This is a genomic window from Shewanella sp. MTB7 (genome assembly GCF_027571385.1).
Lineage (GTDB): Bacteria > Pseudomonadota > Gammaproteobacteria > Enterobacterales > Shewanellaceae > Shewanella.
In genome coordinates this window covers 1,958,835-1,974,828 of sequence record NZ_CP085636.1, presented here as the reverse complement: position 1 = coordinate 1,974,828, position 15,994 = coordinate 1,958,835, and the positions used below count along the sequence as shown (strand labels likewise).

17 protein-coding genes are annotated in these 15,994 nt (G+C 42.4%); 9 read left to right on the top strand and 8 right to left on the bottom strand.

Annotation, left to right across the window (positions count from 1 at the left end):
• Positions 1-8: 8 nt before the first annotated feature.
• Positions 9-578 (bottom strand): MarR family winged helix-turn-helix transcriptional regulator, encoded by a 570-nt coding sequence (locus tag HWQ47_RS08295; protein WP_269970686.1) that lies wholly within the window; start codon positions 576-578, stop codon positions 9-11.
• A 134-nt stretch (positions 579-712) separates the two neighbouring features.
• On the opposite strand from HWQ47_RS08295, the gene HWQ47_RS08290 reads away from it, so the two are divergent.
• Together HWQ47_RS08290 and HWQ47_RS08285 are read left to right on the top strand one after the other, a co-directional pair.
• Positions 713-1,459, top strand: a complete 747-nt coding sequence (locus HWQ47_RS08290) for a hypothetical protein (protein WP_269970685.1) — start codon at positions 713-715, stop codon at positions 1,457-1,459.
• A gap of 88 nt (positions 1,460-1,547) precedes the next feature.
• Positions 1,548-2,114 carry a redoxin domain-containing protein gene (locus HWQ47_RS08285; RefSeq protein ID WP_269970684.1) on the top strand — a complete coding sequence of 189 codons (567 nt, stop codon included), beginning with the start codon at positions 1,548-1,550 and terminating at the stop codon, positions 2,112-2,114.
• Here HWQ47_RS08285 and HWQ47_RS08280 read toward each other — a convergent pair.
• A complete protein-coding gene (locus HWQ47_RS08280) occupies positions 2,111-2,416 on the bottom strand; it encodes an ArsR/SmtB family transcription factor (protein ID WP_269970683.1) in 306 nt (101 codons plus the stop codon). The two genes, HWQ47_RS08285 and HWQ47_RS08280, sit on opposite strands and share 4 nt — an antisense overlap.
• Before the next feature lie 227 nt (positions 2,417-2,643).
• Between HWQ47_RS08280 and HWQ47_RS08275 the strand changes: the two genes are divergently transcribed.
• The 4 genes from HWQ47_RS08275 to HWQ47_RS08260 all read left to right on the top strand — a co-directional run bounded on the left by HWQ47_RS08275 (position 2,644) and on the right by HWQ47_RS08260 (position 6,997).
• Positions 2,644-3,567 (top strand): permease, encoded by a 924-nt coding sequence (locus HWQ47_RS08275; protein WP_269970682.1) that lies wholly within the window; start codon positions 2,644-2,646, stop codon positions 3,565-3,567.
• Positions 3,568-4,198: 631 nt separating this feature from the next.
• Positions 4,199-5,380 carry a pyridoxal-phosphate-dependent aminotransferase family protein gene (locus tag HWQ47_RS08270; protein WP_269970681.1) on the top strand — a complete coding sequence of 394 codons (1,182 nt, stop codon included), beginning with the start codon at positions 4,199-4,201 and terminating at the stop codon, positions 5,378-5,380.
• Complete coding sequence (locus HWQ47_RS08265) at positions 5,377-6,144, top strand: CDP-alcohol phosphatidyltransferase family protein (RefSeq protein WP_269970680.1); 768 nt, start codon at positions 5,377-5,379, stop codon at positions 6,142-6,144. Before HWQ47_RS08270 ends, HWQ47_RS08265 begins: the two co-directional genes overlap by 4 nt.
• Before the next feature lie 94 nt (positions 6,145-6,238).
• Positions 6,239-6,997 carry a phosphocholine cytidylyltransferase family protein gene (locus HWQ47_RS08260; protein WP_269970679.1) on the top strand — a complete coding sequence of 253 codons (759 nt, stop codon included), beginning with the start codon at positions 6,239-6,241 and terminating at the stop codon, positions 6,995-6,997.
• Between the two features lie 74 nt (positions 6,998-7,071).
• Here the strand turns inward: HWQ47_RS08260 and HWQ47_RS08255 are convergent, their stop codons facing one another.
• Positions 7,072-7,998 carry a LysR family transcriptional regulator gene (locus HWQ47_RS08255; protein ID WP_269970678.1) on the bottom strand — a complete coding sequence of 309 codons (927 nt, stop codon included), beginning with the start codon at positions 7,996-7,998 and terminating at the stop codon, positions 7,072-7,074.
• 202 nt (positions 7,999-8,200) lie between these two features.
• Here HWQ47_RS08255 and HWQ47_RS08250 point away from each other — a divergent pair, with 202 nt between their 5' ends.
• Genes HWQ47_RS08250 through dmpG form a run of 3 tightly spaced genes read left to right on the top strand, consistent with a single transcriptional unit; the run spans position 8,201 to position 11,029 of the window.
• The gene (locus tag HWQ47_RS08250; RefSeq protein ID WP_269970677.1) at positions 8,201-8,986 is read left to right on the top strand and encodes a fumarylacetoacetate hydrolase family protein; all 786 of its coding nucleotides are present in this window, start codon (positions 8,201-8,203) and stop codon (positions 8,984-8,986) included.
• Positions 8,987-9,046: 60 nt separating this feature from the next.
• Complete coding sequence (locus HWQ47_RS08245) at positions 9,047-9,979, top strand: acetaldehyde dehydrogenase (acetylating) (protein ID WP_269970676.1); 933 nt, start codon at positions 9,047-9,049, stop codon at positions 9,977-9,979.
• A gap of 27 nt (positions 9,980-10,006) precedes the next feature.
• Positions 10,007-11,029, top strand: coding sequence for a 4-hydroxy-2-oxovalerate aldolase (gene dmpG, locus HWQ47_RS08240; RefSeq protein ID WP_269970675.1), 1,023 nt, complete (start codon positions 10,007-10,009; stop codon positions 11,027-11,029).
• A 91-nt stretch (positions 11,030-11,120) separates the two neighbouring features.
• Here dmpG and HWQ47_RS08235 read toward each other — a convergent pair whose 3' ends face one another.
• The 5 genes from HWQ47_RS08235 to ribH all read right to left on the bottom strand — a co-directional run bounded on the left by HWQ47_RS08235 (position 11,121) and on the right by ribH (position 15,962).
• Positions 11,121-12,551, bottom strand: a complete 1,431-nt coding sequence (locus HWQ47_RS08235; protein ID WP_269970674.1) for a hypothetical protein — start codon at positions 12,549-12,551, stop codon at positions 11,121-11,123.
• Positions 12,552-13,191: 640 nt separating this feature from the next.
• Complete coding sequence (locus HWQ47_RS08230; RefSeq protein ID WP_269970673.1) at positions 13,192-13,686, bottom strand: phosphatidylglycerophosphatase A family protein; 495 nt, start codon at positions 13,684-13,686, stop codon at positions 13,192-13,194.
• Positions 13,686-14,645, bottom strand: a complete 960-nt coding sequence (gene thiL / locus HWQ47_RS08225) for a thiamine-phosphate kinase (RefSeq protein ID WP_269970672.1) — start codon at positions 14,643-14,645, stop codon at positions 13,686-13,688. Before thiL ends, HWQ47_RS08230 begins: the two co-directional genes overlap by 1 nt.
• A 421-nt stretch (positions 14,646-15,066) precedes the next feature.
• Entirely contained in the window at positions 15,067-15,471 is a 405-nt protein-coding gene (gene nusB / locus HWQ47_RS08220; protein WP_269970671.1) for a transcription antitermination factor NusB, read from the bottom strand.
• Positions 15,472-15,479: 8 nt separating this feature from the next.
• Positions 15,480-15,962, bottom strand: a complete 483-nt coding sequence (ribH, locus tag HWQ47_RS08215) for a 6,7-dimethyl-8-ribityllumazine synthase (protein ID WP_269970670.1) — start codon at positions 15,960-15,962, stop codon at positions 15,480-15,482.
• Positions 15,963-15,994 lie beyond the last annotated feature (32 nt).

The following is a 15,994-nucleotide window of genomic DNA, read 5'->3' as shown; positions in this document are numbered from 1 at the left end:
AACGCAGCCTATTGGCTGCGTTTTTCATGTTCCACACAGATCAGCAAAATATCCTGACTCGACAACACTTCTTTAGTCAGACCACAAAGGTAGCTGCCATCTTCACACATTTGGTTATAATCACATGTTTGGCACTGGCCAAAACTTTTAAAACCGTTAGCATCCTGGACCTGCCTCAACGTCCTACGTAGGGTATCTACCGTTTGAGCCAACTCAGCCTCAGAGGAGCTTTGGCAAGCAAGCTGCAGCATTCTTGCTGGCATCAAACTCTCAACAAGCTCCCGACCCTGAGCACTCACCGCTATATGAGTCACCCGTTTATCCACTCTATCCGTTTCTTTTAGCACTAAGCCTTTTGACTCTAAAATCTTTATCGATTGAGACACGGTCCCCTTAGTGAGTCCTAAAAACTCAGTGACCGCTTTTGGCGTATCAGAGTATCGATTGCAGCTAGCCAGATAACACAAAGCATCAAACTGTACCGGTTGTAGGCCAAACTCAGCTAATTGGTGACGAGACTCACTGCGCAGTAAACTGCTGAGCCGCTCTAAGAGCTGCTGGATAATTAATGTATTCATGACTTCATAGTATCGAATCGAAACATAGTTGACAAGTGTATTTATCTATGTAAATGTAACCATGGTTTCGAATCGATACTAAATTTCAATCTACTGTCAATAAATCATAAATAGACTTGCTCTAAGGAATACACATGAAACGCATATCCATTATCTCAGCGCTTATACTTGCAGGCTTATCTACAGCATGTGCTTCAGCTCATCAAGAGCACACAGGTGGTATTAAGGCTGAGCAACAAAGCAATGTATTAGCCCCATTCGACATCATTCACACTAAGATTTCCACCGAGGGAAATACCGCCATATTTCATATTGCGGTATCCGAGAAAGCGGGTTCAAGTAAACCCACCCAAATAGGTAAGTTGGCAGGAAGTGAAGCTTTCGCCTATGTCTGGCCTACCAACATTGACAGCTATGAAGTCGGTTTCGAGCATAAAGCAGGTATCCTTGCCTTAGCGGTTGCCACCCATCCAGATTTCGATGATACGCCGCTTTTTGATGAAAACAGAGATGGTAAAACGGACAATGATGGTAATATTTGGCATAGTCATTGGGTAGTATTACAACCTAATGAGATGTGTGGCAAAGGGGCACTTGGGGTTGTTGACATCCCCGAAGGCAGCAAGCCCAGACTACCAAAAACTTGGCCAGGATTGCCTATTTTACTTGATAGTCCAGGCTGGCAACCCACCATTAACGATAAAACCGTAGAAGTCCGTGTGCCTTTTGATGACATTGGCATCGTCAATAAAGCCCAATTTGATGGCGTCACCGCTGGCTTACGTATCAATGTCGATGTACATGCACCACTTTTCTGTGTTGTTGATGTATTTGACATCGCTTCAGGTGATCTCAGCCTACCCGGTAAAGTGAATCTGTAAACAACCTAGAATCATTTAAATAACAATTAACGAGAGTAAATTTATCGACAAGGACGTCAATCCGTTTCAGCGTAAAAGTGAGGTTCATATGACACATTTTCAACAAGCACCTGAACTCGATGTTTCCGGCTGGCTTAATACCGATAACCCCATCACTCTGGAACAGCTAAAAGGACAAGTCGTCTTAATACATGCTTTTCAGATGCTCTGTCCCGCTTGTGTGAGCCACGGGTTACCTCAAACACAAGCAGTACATAAACTCTTTGCCGATGAAAAAGTCACCGTTTTGGGCCTGCATACTGTTTTCGAGCATCACCAGGTGATGAATAAGGCTGCCCTTGAGGCGTTTGTGAGTGAATACAGACTCACTTTCCCTATTGCTATTGATACTCCGTCAACCCAAGGTGTTATTCCAAAGACAATGCACACGTATATGTTAAGAGGGACTCCCTCCTTAATCGTGATCGATAAACAAGGCAATATCAGACTCAATCATTTCGGCCGTATTTCAGATCTTCAATTAGGAAACTTTCTTGGGCAACTACTGGCTGAACCCCTTGATGTCAGCTCAGCTACAATTCAAGATCCCTCCTCAAAACTGGATTCTGAACAGAAACCACCATCAAACTGCGATCCTGAGGGCTGTGCCATTTAAGTTACCTTTACTTTAATTTCTGCACTGCAACACTCAGCTTGTAGAAAATCGATAACTTCTTGCAGTACTTCATATTGAGGCATACAAAACAGCACCCGCCCTTCACGGTGCTGTTTCACCAAACCTGCGGAGATAAGGCTTGAAATATGATGAGAAAGTGTTGAACCCGGTATTCCTAACTCCTCCTGTACCTCACCCACTGGAATCCCTTTATGCCCGGCCTTAACCAGGCGCTTAAAAATTGCCAGCCTAGTTGGGTGTCCCAACTCCTTTAATGCCTTAGCAACAAACTCTATTTCCATTCTAACTCCGGTATTTCGAATACATTGACTTTATATTTCGAGAATAACAGAAATATATTGACAGGGGCAAGCACTCTCATTATATTCGCCACATCAATTCGAATATTCTAGAAACATAGTCTAATAAGCTTAAATTAGTCTCTACCTTCCTCTGTCATTCCTTTGCGATTTTCTGCGAAGTGTTGGCTGATAAATAAGAGGCGAGATGCCCTAAGGAAGCACCTTATATGTTTACACCAAACACTATAAATATGATTCAAGAAACATTGCATATGTTTATGTTTCTTGCGGTAGAACTCACCATACTCTTCTTAGTTATCAGCTATCTAGTCGGCGTGCTGCAAGAGTATATTCCACCAAGCATGATCCAAAATATATTGAGTTCAAAAAATGGTAAGGGGTACCTTGTCGCAGGTTTTCTTGGGGCCATCACCCCCTTCTGCTCTTGCTCAACAATCCCATTTTTAAAGGGCTTACTCAGGGCCAAAGCTGGATTTGGTACCATGATGGTATTTCTGTTCGCCAGTCCCTTACTTAACCCTATTATCATAGGTCTGTTTGTTGTCACCTTCGGGCTGAAAGTGACTCTCTTTTATTTCATTGTAGCCATGGGCGTGTCGGTACTCGCTGGTTATAGCCTAGAGAAGTTAGGTTTTGAAAAATATATCAAGGCCGAGGCTTATGAAGATCCAAAGTCTGCTTGCTGCAGTAGCACATGCGGTACTAAAGCGGAGCCTGTCAGCAAGTGGCAGCGTATTTGGGATACGACTTGGAAAGACTTTAAGAAAGTGCTGCCCTACCTGATTGGCGGTATCGCTGTTGGTTCGATGATCTATGGCTTTATGCCGACAAAATTTGTTGCCAGAGTGGCCAGCGACAGTAACCCATTTGCAGTGCCAATAGCTGCAATCATAGGTATCCCTCTGTATATTCGCGCCGAAGCAGTGATCCCACTTAGCGCAGCGCTAGCCGCAAAAGGGATGGGATTGGGCGCAGTCATGGCACTGATCATTGGCAGTGCAGGTGCGAGTCTAACAGAAGTTATTTTACTTAAATCTCTGTTTAAGAATAAGCTAATTATCGCCTTCTTGATTGTCATTATCGGCATGGCCATTACCGCAGGATATCTGTACGGATTCATCTTCAGTTAAGAACGTTTAGATCTATAAAGTCTTAGTTTAACAAAGGTGTAGCGCAGAAGTTTATCATATTCTGCGCTTCTATGATGCTCTAAGCTACAACCCTCTAGTCACTCCCCTCTCCTCACATGTAACGACCTAGTTCACCTCCAAGAGCGGCTAAGCATTTTTAGAGAACCACCGAGAATTTTCTTTCTTAAATGGATCACACTCTGAATGGATCACAAAAGTAGTAATATAACTTGCTTGACCCGCTTTTCGGGAGTAATATCCAAAAAAATAAGACTCTGCTCGTTTTCTGACGCAGAATTAGCTTAAATTGTCATTTTATAACATACCCATGATGATCGACCTCCACAACCTGAACTGGCCAATACCTCACTCAGACTGGTTAGAGACCTCAGCTTTATAAGCCTTTATCGAAAATATATCCTGCAAAACAGCATTGTTTTCATTACTAAACTGTCTTCAATACGAAACAGATACCATGCTCGACGGTTAATACTTTTTAACCATCGAGCATGCCGCCGCTCCCTGCTTGCTTGTTCTCGTCGCTGAATCCCACCGACCAGAAACGGCTCGGGAGCTTTTGTACATTCCAAAGAATAGATAACCTAAGCAACAATAGGATGACACACACTAGATGAAAAAAGATTTGTTATTCACGCCCGGCCCCGTCAATGTCGCTCCAAATTTAAGAGTCGCTATCAGTAAAGAAGATATCTGTCACCGTGAAGTTGAATTCGAGCATTTACTGAATAGCATTGAACAAAAATTACTGCAGGTTTTAAAAATTGAAAAACCGAGTAATTATCGTGCTGTCGTCATTACGGGCTCAGGCACCGCCGCTAATGAATCAATTCTATCTTCGGTGGTGGGCAATAAACATATTCTTATTCTATCTAACGGTGAGTTTGGTGGCAGACTGCATCAAATTTCTAAAATTCACAACGAAAACACTCACTTGATAGAGTTCCCCTGGGGTGAGCATTTCGATCTTAACCGCATAGATGCTTACCTTACACAGCATTCTATCGATGTGGTGGCTATGGTTCATCACGAGACCTGTGCGGGTTTGCTAAACTCTTTAGAAGACATTGGGGCATTGACCAAAAAACACGGAGCTACCTTTGTGGTTGATTGTGTCAGCAGTGCTGGGGCCGAGATCATCGAGATGGAAAAATGTAACATTGCTTTCATATCAAGCTCGAGCTCGAAGGCAATCGGTTCTTATGCCGGACTCTCTTTCGTGGTGGGCAAAACCGCTGAGTTCGAGAAGCTAAAAGATATTCCTGCGAAAACCATGTACCTCAACCTGTATAAATTCTATGAGTTTATTAGCACATGCTACCAAACTCCCAATACGCCTGCTGTTCATCTTTTTTATGCATTGGAGCAAGCCTTAGCAAACATAATTGAACTGGGTGTCGACCAGCACTACTCAAACATGAAAGAGAAAGCCAATATGCTGCGACAGGGCCTGCTTAATATAGGTCTCGAGTTTTTAATTAAGCAGCAAGATATGTGCTCTATTCTTACCACCGTTAATGTGCCTGTGAACGCCAATGTCAGTGTCTTACGTCAAAAATTACGTGAAAAGGCCATCATCATTTATGAAGGTAAAGGCTGCTTCAAGGGCAAGGTGTTTCAGGTGGGAAACATAGGAGAAATATCCATTCTCGATATTCAATACTTCTTGAATTGCCTAAAAGAGATTTTGATTAACTTTCCAGCTACCGAAGCCAGGGAGCTGCAGGTTAGACAGATGATGAAGGCCGATAGCACAGCATCCAATGAACCTTACATAGCTGAGATGGCATTATGAACCTGAAACTAGCAAAATTGTGGGCAACCAAAACCAAAAACGATGAATGGTGGTCATCTTTTGTGACCTCGCCACTGGCCATAGTGCTCAATTATTTTGTGGTGGATATCAAATGGTTCACCCCTAATAAAATTACGGTAATATCATTTATCACCGCCATTATAGCCGCGGTATTTATCCTGCTTGGCGGCGTTCAGAATTTCATCATCGCGGCAATTCTGATCCATTTAAGCCATGTGTTTGATTGCATGGATGGTCAGATGGCTCGCTATCGTAAAACGTCATCCGTTTCAGGTTCCTACTACGACAAGCTCACGGACCAAATTCAAGTTTTCATCTGGTTTAGTGCCATCGCCTACGCAGCATTTCAGCAGTCAGGCAGTGTGATCCCTGTCTTCTTGGCTCTTTTCGGTATTGCCTTTTACTCGCTACGCGGCTATTCAAAGTATGTCACTATTTACTTAGAAGCATCGCAGACAAAAGACTCAACTCAAGACGACACGCCAAAGGAAGTAATAGCTGACACTGCGGGTATCGAATTCGGTTTGATGGCAAACATAAGATGGTTTTTAAAAGAGCAGAAAAAAATATTCTCTTTCGATGAAGGTGTGTTTATTTTTATGCTATCACTGGCTTTGATCTTAAATATGTTAACCCCTATGTTGTGGGTTTTTGCGCTTAGCCAAGTGTTTTATGGTCTTCTTCGTGCTTGGCAGCGAGGCGTTAAATTAGATAGAAAACAAGCTATGACCATCGGCAAGTAAATGATCTCTTTTAACTTACATACCCAAAGAGCATTTTTATATACATATGTACTGACATCAGCGCATGTGACAAAACAAGGTTTACAGTAACAAAATGAAAAAGACAAACAATATTAAAGCCATTATCTTAGCCGCGGGCGTTGGTTCAAGGATCCGTCCTTTAACAGATAACTGCCCGAAGAGTCTGTTGAAAATTGGTGATAAAACAATCTTAGAAATGATGGTCTCACACATTCAAGCATGCGGGATTAATGAGATTGTTTTTGTTCTCGGTTATCTGGAAAATCACATTAAAGATTTCGTGGGCCAAAACTTCCCCGACCTAAATGTGCACTTTATTACCAATGAACATTACGCTAATACAAATACTGGCTACTCTTTGATGCTTACGGAAGAATTCGTTAAAAGTTCAGCCTTTATTAAATTCGATGCGGATGTGGTCTTCGATATTGAAATTCTTAAAAACCTGATTGACTCTGAGTACACAACTTGCTTATGTGTCGATAAAAACATCAACCTTGAAGCTGAAGAGATTAAAGTCATTGTTGATGAAAACGGCCACGTTATTAAAGCAAGTAAGGAAGTTAACCCTAACGATGCCGTGGGCGAGTCCATTGGCATCGAAAAAATTAGCAATGAAACAGCACAGCTATTATTCGCAGAATTAAAAGAGATGATGAAAGACAAAACCAATCATCAACAATATTATGAAGCTGGTTATGAGCGTCTAATTGCTAAGAACGTGATATTCAATGTGTTAGATATCACAGGATTGAAATGGACCGAAATTGATACGATAGAAGATTTTGCCACCGCAGAACGCATCTTTAATCACTGTATCACGAAACAATAGCCTCGTTATTTCTACAAACTAAAATAAAAAGGACAGTTTCTGTCCTTTTTATTGGTTTCCAAACCTCAAATCTTTTAGCTCTTATTTGAATACTGTTTTAAAATAGTCGTCAATACCTTGGCTGGTTTGGCTATCTTGCTTTGTTTAAGATATACCAGATGCCAATAGATCTTTAACCCTTCCTCTCCTAAGGGTACGGTTTTAATCATGCCGTTTTCTAAGTAAGGCGTGACCAGGTGTTTAGACATAATCGTCACCCCAAGATTAACTTTAGTCAGTTCAAGAATTGCCTCATTAAACCCCACTTGTAGCACTTTTCTCGGGAGAACATTTTCCGGTTGAAAGAAGAGTTCATACTCCCTGTCCTTCTCTGGAATGGTCGAATTAGTGATATAGGTTTCATCACAGAAATCTTCCGCCACTAAATATCGACTATTGGCTTTTTTATGCTCTTTAGACAAACAAGCCATCAACTCATCCTGCAGCAAAAAACTGGACTCATAGAGGTTTTCATCCAATAACAACTTTTGTTGAGAGCTCGAGATCATTGCAATATCCACATCACCATTAAATAAGGCATTTAGTGGCCTCGTTGCCGCAGTCGCTGTGATCTCCAGTTCAATATTGGGTAACTCTTGGGCAAAATAGCTGGTCACAGCAGGAAGCCATTTAAAGGAAGCATAATGGGGTAAACCAATACGCAATACCTGCTCGACCCCGTCAGATAAACGTGCAATATCATATTCAGCTCGTCCTAACTCCTTCAAAATTATCGTCGCCGAATGCAGCAATCGTTTGCCCGCGTTGGAGATGATTAACTTACGACCTCGCCGAACAAATAAACTGGTATTTAAACGACGCTCAGCTTCACGAATTCGATTAGTAAGCGCTGGCTGTGTGATAAACAGAGACTCAGCCGCTTCCTTCACCGTCTCTGACTTAGCGATGGTGCATATCATTTTCAGATGATTGATATTAAGTTGAGTCTTAGTGATATCCATAATTCACTCGCTATCTATTATTCTAAGCTAAGGTTTGCCCCATGAACCGACAACTAAACCATCACGTAATCGATATACTATTCATTCAAAAAATGAATTATTTTAAGAATATTATTCAATTATTGTTATAGAACATAATCAAGTAAAGTGGGTTTATCAAGCATAAGTTTATTAGCTTAATCTCCATTAAAGGAAAGATTTGATGAAGCCAGCAGAATTAGAGCAGCTAGGATTAGAATTATATAACGCATTACGCAATCAACAGATGTTGCCTCCCCTCACTGAGCGAAAATCACCACTGAGTCTCGAAGATGCTTACCAGATATCACAACATTTTTTACAGCACAGGTTAAATGACGGTGAACGGGTAATAGGTAAGAAAATAGGCCTTACCAGTAAAGTAGTGCAAGAGATGCTTGGGGTACATCAGCCTGATTTTGGTTTCCTTACTGACGTTATGATGTTTGAGTCTGGCAGTGAAATCCCCTTCGCCAGCCCACTTATCCAAGCCAAGTCAGAAGGTGAGATAGCCTTTATCTTAAAAGATGATCTGCAAGGACCTAATGTCACACCACAGGATGTAATAAACGCCACACAGAGTGTGGCGGCCTGTTTCGAGATTGTCGATTCGCGGGTCAAAGATTGGCAGATAAAAATAGAAGATACCGTTGCCGACAACGCCTCTTGCGGCATGTTTGTGCTGGGCCATGAGCGTGTATCTCCCCAGAATGTTGATTTTGAAAATTGCCAGATGGTGATAAAAAACAGCGGCGTAGTGGTCGCTAGAGGTCAAGGTTCGGCCGCACTGGGCTCTCCTTTAAACTGTGTCGCTTGGCTGGCCAATACCTTAGGTGATTACGGAATAAGCCTTAACGCTGGCGACATCATCTTATCTGGTTCGCTTGCTGCGATGATCCCCTGTCAGCAAGGTGATGACATGAGTGTTGAGATAGAGGGAATTGGCAGTGCGAGTTACCGTTTTATTTAACCTAATGTAGCCAAGAGCTGACTAAATTCACTTTGTTTCAACAAGATGAGAAATCATAAAATGGTCAATAACAAAATCAATATCGCCCTCATTGGATCTGGCAATATCGGCACAGATTTAATGATAAAAGCCCTGAGAAGCAACACCCTTAACCCAATATGGATGGTGGGTATCGATGAACACTCCGATGGCCTTAAGCGCGCAAAAGACTTCGGATTAAAGACCACACACTTAGGTATTGATGAACTGCTAAACCACATAGAGGCCGATAATATCCAGATTGCTTTTGATGCAACTTCTGCTTATGTACATGGCGAAAACAATCGCAAACTCCAGAGCAAGGGCGTCAAAGTTATCGACCTGACCCCTGCTGCCATTGGTCCATACTGTGTCCCTTCCGTTAATCTAGAGAGCTTAATGACCCAAAGTGCGGGTCTGTCAGGGACAAATAATTTGAACATGGTGACCTGTGGTGGCCAAGCAACCATCCCAATCATTGCAGCCATTAGTCGCGTGCAAAAAGTCGATTATGGTGAAATAGTCGCGACCATAGCATCAAAGTCAGCCGGCCCTGGAACTCGCAAAAATATTGATGAATTCACCCGCACGACAGCTGACGCCATTGAGAAGATAGGCGGCGCCACCCAAGGTAAAGCCATTATTGTGATGAACCCCGCTGAGCCGCCCCTGATGATGCGCGACACTGTACATTGCCTCACTCAGGATAAGCCTGACCAAGAAGCGATCACTGCTTCGGTTTTAGCCATGGTTGCGCAGGTACAACAATATGTACCGGGTTATAAATTAAAGAACGGCCCCGTATTTGACGGAAACCGCGTATCGGTGTTTTTAGAGGTGGCAGGCCTAGGAGATTACTTGCCGGAATATGCTGGCAATCTGGATATTATGACCTCAGCCGCCTTGCGTACTGGCGAGATGCTTGCCGAAAAGTTGACGGTAAAACCGACGGATACTGCTCTTAGTCACTCCTAAACAAATATCAAATACTGAGGATATATCATGAATATAAGTAACAAAAATATCATCCTACACGATATGTGTTTACGTGATGGTATGCATGCAAAACGTCACCAGATAAGCCTAACTGAAATGGCTCTACTTGCCACTGCACTGGATGATGCTGGCGTGCCGTTAATCGAAGTCACCCATGGTGATGGCTTAGGCGGTAACTCTGTCAATTACGGTTTCGCAGCCCACAGTGATGAAGAGTATCTCTCCACCGTGATACCTTTAATGAAGCACGCTAAGATCTCTGCACTGCTCCTGCCCGGTATCGGTACCGTCGATCACTTGCACATGGCACACGAACTTGGGGTCAGCACGATACGTGTCGCTGCCCAATGCACTGAAGCCGATGTAACAGAACAGCATATCTCCCTTTCTCGCAAGCTGGATTTAGACACGGTAGGTTTTCTGATGATGGCCCATATGCTCGAACCTAAGGCATTATTAGCACAAGCAAAGCTTATGGAGAGTTACGGTGCAAACTGTATCTATTGCACAGATTCCGCTGGCTATATGCTACAAGATGATGTATTTGAGCGTATTACAGCACTGAGACAAGGATTAAAACCAGAAACTCAAATCGGCTTTCATGGCCACCATAATCTGGCCCTAGGGGTCGCGAACTCGCTTACTGCAGTAGAAGCAGGAGCAGACCGTATCGATGGGTCTGCCGCAGGATTAGGAGCTGGGGCTGGCAATACACCACTTGAGGTGTTCAATGCCGTTGCCACGCGTATGGGCGCTAGCACTGGCGTTGACATCTTTAAACTCATGACCGTCGCCGAAGAGATAGTCGTCCCCATGATGGAGCAACCGATCAGAGTCGACCGAGATTCACTGGTACTGGGTTATGCTGGTGTTTACTCCTCCTTTTTACTTCATGCCAAAAGAGCCGCTAAAAAGTACGGTGTTCGCTCCGAAGCAATCCTATTAAAACTGGGGCAAATGAAAACAGTGGGAGGTCAAGAAGATATGATTGAAGATGTCGCCATCAACCTGGCAAAAAGAAGCAGATAAAAAAGTAACAGATATAGAAAAGAGCCAAAAGGTAAAATCCCTTTGGCTCTCATTTGAACCGTTGACATGGTTTTAATACTGCCGCAAACAACTAGCTATCTTCAGGAGTCTCAAACAGTTGTGGTTGTTGCTTCTGCTTCTCATCCATTTCAACTGCAAACCGTCTGAGATAAAAACTTGCTAACGCCAACATCACACCGGTCACAGCCGCAATCAGCGCTAATGAACCAAACCAAAACAAAGCAACAACCCCTACCATATGGCGATCGACTTCACTCGCATCATTTTTACCATAAGCATACATGGCCAGACGATACACTTGATTTTGATTAATAAGGTGATTTATTTGTGTGTTGAGCAAACGCTGTTCATTACGCAACTCAAAGATCTGCTCATCATATTTAAACACACGTTGAGAAATGTCCTCCAGTTCGGTGCGCTTTATCTCTTCATACTCTGCCACTTCCGCTGTCGCTTGTTCATTAATACTGAAGAAATTGTTCTTGTCAGTGTTAGCACGATTAATAATGGCATTCCTTACACGAGCATTTTTAGAATAACGATCAACTATTTCCCTTTTTTTAGCGTCAATACGTTCATTAACATCATTCACCCTACGTTGGTATTTAGTGTTTACAAACTCTATCTGTTGACGCAATTGATTTTCCATCAGAGATTGTTTCTCTAGTGCGTTGCCGCCTAAATAGCCGGTGGTAATGGTACCAAGCTGACGCTCTTTCTCACTGATAAGTGCACGGTATTTTTTATCAACTCCTGTTTCAGTAAAAAAATTGGAATCATTTAGTGCAGTTTTCATCTCAGCTTTTAATGCATTCAATTCAGCGAGCAAACGCGTACGCTCATCTTTACTACCGGTAACATTGCCGACAATAGTTGCAGTAAATCTGTCTTCAATAACACTTTTTTCATGACTCCAATCACGATAGTAACCATCTCGAATCCCCATCAAACGATCGATATCTTTTCTGATCCCGGCCTCAAAGCCGTGTTCAATTGAGGTTAACTGCTTATTTTTGACCTTTTCAACTTGCGATAAATTCTGTGAAAGTTGTAAATCAAGAAGTTCAGTCTGAACATTTAACTCTTCATTTAACTCCTCCTCAGTAAACTTCTGCACATGATCTCTACGTTTCTCTATAAGCTCAATTTGAGTGTCTACATTCACAATCTCATTTTTTCTATTGTCTATTGCTCGACTGAGATTAGAGAAATTTCGCTCAAAACCATTCAGCATAGTTTCAAATGTGATTAAGCTGAGGAAGAATACAAAGAAGAGAAAAATAGAGCGCCAAAGCACACTTCTCACGTTCATAAAGGTAAACACTAACGGGATCTTACACAGCTCAACCACAGCCACTAGCAGAAAAGGTAATCCCGCAACAACAATAGATGAAGTGCTATCAATCACATCTGTATTTTCAAAATTTGATATTGATTTAAACGCTGAAACAGCCATCAAAATTGAAATTGTAAAACCGATAAAAACTGCAATAACTTCCACAGTCCAAGCCAAACGTATCAAAAATCGGGAGTAAAAATGTACATTGTCTCTGTCGTAATACATCATATAACCATTCTAATTTATTGTTATTTTCACATTCTGTGACACACAGATGCGGACTGTTTGCATGAAAATAGTCGTCTGTTTTTTATACCTCACGGTATGAAACGCAAACCATATATCCAAGTCACTTCAAAATACAGCCCTAAGACTATCGAAATTCACCAGGAAAAATCCGGAAAAGTAGAGACTAACTCGCTATATTTTGTTAATGCCACAGCCGGATAAACATACAAAGTAATTTTTAAAACCTATCAAAGTAAGCGTCTAAAATTCATCACCCTCCATAAAACAGAGTATTAAACCACAAAGCAACAGAAAAGCAGTTGAATTGACCGTTGAAAACAATTTTAACATAACTGTAAAGAAAGTGAACAAATGAAACGGGCAATGCAAAGCATGAATTAAGATTTGGATGAATTAATCTATATAAACAGAAAGTTGAACAGAAATAAAACAGAGGGGTTTGCAATATAGACTGTAACAATGAGGGAGTTATAAAGCTGGAGAATAGCGTATTATATGACTTGGGCCCATTTAGGGCCCAAAGAGAGGAGTTTAGCGGTTGCTAGTGTAGCCATTAAGCAAAGAAGTAAGCTAAAGCCTGCAAACAGGCTAACGCAAAAAGGCCCGCGAGAACATCATCAATCATGATGCCAAATCCCCCTTTCACTTTAGCGTCAAGCCAGCGGATCGGCCACGGTTTTAAGATATCAAAAAATCGAAACAGTACAAAACCCACTACCACCCAAATCCAACCAGCAGGCGCGGCTATCATGGTGATCAGTAAACCCGCCAGTTCATCCCAAACAATCGCACCATGATCATGCACACCCATATCTTTAGCGGCCTTGCCACAGATATAAAAACCCACAACCACGCTTAATAATGTCAAGCCCAAATACCATTGAAGACTTAAAGGCGTCATCATGATATAGACAGGGATAGCCGCAAGCGTACCAAAGGTACCAGGCGCTTTCGCTATCTTGCCAGAGCCAAAACCTAGGGCTAAGAAATGGATAGGATTAGCGAGGGATAAGCGAGCCAGCGCTTTATCTTTAGAAAAAATGTTCATCAGGAAAAATGTTCAAATCCAATATTAGTGGGAATATAAGCGTGACCATTGCGGATCAATCTCAATTTATCACCGGTGCATATCTGCCCTATTTGAGAAAATGAAACCCCTGTGTTCGCTAACGCTATTTCCAGCGCCCCTTTTTGAGCTTCAGGAACACTGAAGAGTAACTCGTAATCTTCACCTCCAGTCAGCGCATAACTCAATGCTTCCTCATCGTTAACTGAGCGCTTTAATGCATCCGATAATGGCAAGAGATCAACATCAATGACCGCACTCATGCCTGACAGTTTCAGTACATGTTGAATATCACTCAACAGACCATCAGACAGGTCGATAGCACTAGAAGCAAGGTTACGCAGAGCTTGTCCAGCCAGTAGCCTAGGAGTCGGATAATAATGACGATTAACCAGATAATCCTTATCCTTAATTGCCACATTTTTACTGCCACGGATCACATCTAACCCTAAGGCAGAGTCACCCAATGTGCCAGTCACATAAATCCAATCGCCATTTCTAGCACCATTTCGTGTCAGTGCTGTACCTGTCGGTACCTGACCATTGACAGTAATGGTTATTGACCTTGGCCCGCGGGTCGTATCACCACCAACAAGGGCGATATTATAGTACTCGGCGGCTTCAAACAGACCAGCACTGTAACTTGTCAGCCACGCCTCATCCACATCTGGTAGGGTCAGTGCCAGCGTCATCCAAGCGGGCTCAGCCCCCATAGAAGCAAGATCAGAAAGATTAACAGCGAGTGACTTGTAACCTAAAGCTTTAGGGGGAATATCGGGATAGAAATGGACATTCTCAACTAAGGTATCACAGGAGATTGCAATTGATTTATTAACCGCAGGAATCACTAAGGCACAATCATCACCAATGCCTAGCTCTACATCACGACGTGACAAGGTTTGTTTGGTAAAAAACTTTTCGATTAATTGAAATTCTTTCACAGAAATAAATACTCGTTAGCTAGGTGAAATGAGCAAACATACGCTTAATCTGGCTAATATAACGAAAAATAACGCTGTTATCTTTAAAGTCTAAGAAGTTTGATTTATGAGACTGAAAGATAAAAAACGACATCCTAATACCAATCAATATAAAGATGTGACCGCTCAGCGAGAGTGTAGCGCTTTTGAGGCAAGGCAACGAGTGAAGAACATAGTTATTCTACGTTTAAACTCGTTAACACAGCATCGGATGCGCTAAAACTCGCCTGCAAGGAGTGTTTTTGGCTGCCTATTTCTACGTTGAATGAACTTACAAGGGAATAACCATTCCATCATCCATCCGCCTTGAATTAGTTTGCCAAAAAACACTCTGAGTAGGTCACCTTCTTATACTGATTGGTATAAGATGCCGTTTGTTGTATTACTTACGACCTACAATTTTGTCGAGAATACCGTTTACGAACTTATGACCATCTTCAGCACCGAACGTTTTCGCTAATTCAATTGCTTCGTTAATGGCCACTTTATAAGGTACATCTTTACGGAATGTAAGCTCATAAGTCGCCAGTCTTAACACAGCTTTCTCAATAGGAGAAACCTCATTAAAAGGACGCTCAATATGAGGGGTAAGTAGCTCGTCAATTTGAGCCTGTTTTGTCGCTGTTCCCGTCAATAGTTCACGGAAATAAGCAACATCGATACCCTCAATCTTTTGTTCAGTCAGAAACTCATGCTCAACATCAGCAATGTTATTTCCACTTAACTGCCAAGAGTAAATGGCTTGAACGGCTAAACGGCGGGCCTTACGGCGCTCAGAAGGCTTCATCTTTATTCCTAATCTTGCAACTGCTGTTCTAGTTCTTGCAGCACGTTGACCATTTCAAGCAGACCAAGTGCAGCTTCGCCGCCCTTGTTACCCGCTTTAGTACCTGAGCGCTCAATGGCTTGCTCTATAGTATCGGTAGTCAAAACGCCAAATGAAACAGGAATATCAAACTCAAGCGCGACCTGAGCTAACCCCTTATTACATTCACCTGCAACAAAATCAAAGTGTGGCGTACCGCCACGGATAACTGCACCTAATGCAATTATGCCATCAAATTTACCACTCGCAGCAACACGACGTGCAGCCAATGGTAATTCTACCGCTCCAGGTACTCGTACCACTGTGATGTTATCATCAGCGACTTGACCAAAGCGTTTCAGAGTGTCGACCGCACCTTCAAGCAAACTTTCAACAAGAAAGCTATTGAAGCGTGATACCACGATAGCAACCTTTGCATTTTTCGACTCGATATTACCTTGAACTACGTTCATTTATCTTACCTAAATTAGCTGATTTTACCGGC

Bases quoted from the DNA above. Each gene is read 5' to 3' on its own strand.
- HWQ47_RS08245 (WP_269970676.1), top strand. From the start codon at position 9,047: ATGGTCAATAACAAAATCAATATCGCCCTCATTGGATCTGGCAATATC.
- HWQ47_RS08280 (WP_269970683.1), bottom strand. From the start codon at position 2,416: ATGGAAATAGAGTTTGTTGCTAAGGCATTAAAGGAGTTGGGACACCCA.
- HWQ47_RS08255 (WP_269970678.1), bottom strand. From the start codon at position 7,998: ATGGATATCACTAAGACTCAACTTAATATCAATCATCTGAAAATGATA.
- HWQ47_RS08260 (WP_269970679.1), top strand. From the start codon at position 6,239: ATGAAAAAGACAAACAATATTAAAGCCATTATCTTAGCCGCGGGCGTT.
- HWQ47_RS08270 (WP_269970681.1), top strand. From the start codon at position 4,199: ATGAAAAAAGATTTGTTATTCACGCCCGGCCCCGTCAATGTCGCTCCA.
- HWQ47_RS08230 (WP_269970673.1), bottom strand. From the start codon at position 13,686: ATGAACATTTTTTCTAAAGATAAAGCGCTGGCTCGCTTATCCCTCGCT.
- HWQ47_RS08265 (WP_269970680.1), top strand. From the start codon at position 5,377: ATGAACCTGAAACTAGCAAAATTGTGGGCAACCAAAACCAAAAACGAT.
- dmpG (WP_269970675.1), top strand. From the start codon at position 10,007: ATGAATATAAGTAACAAAAATATCATCCTACACGATATGTGTTTACGT.
- HWQ47_RS08295 (WP_269970686.1), bottom strand. From the start codon at position 578: ATGAATACATTAATTATCCAGCAGCTCTTAGAGCGGCTCAGCAGTTTA.
- HWQ47_RS08275 (WP_269970682.1), top strand. From the start codon at position 2,644: ATGTTTACACCAAACACTATAAATATGATTCAAGAAACATTGCATATG.
- nusB (WP_269970671.1), bottom strand. From the start codon at position 15,471: ATGAAGCCTTCTGAGCGCCGTAAGGCCCGCCGTTTAGCCGTTCAAGCC.
- ribH (WP_269970670.1), bottom strand. From the start codon at position 15,962: ATGAACGTAGTTCAAGGTAATATCGAGTCGAAAAATGCAAAGGTTGCT.
- HWQ47_RS08290 (WP_269970685.1), top strand. From the start codon at position 713: ATGAAACGCATATCCATTATCTCAGCGCTTATACTTGCAGGCTTATCT.
- HWQ47_RS08285 (WP_269970684.1), top strand. From the start codon at position 1,548: ATGACACATTTTCAACAAGCACCTGAACTCGATGTTTCCGGCTGGCTT.
- HWQ47_RS08250 (WP_269970677.1), top strand. From the start codon at position 8,201: ATGAAGCCAGCAGAATTAGAGCAGCTAGGATTAGAATTATATAACGCA.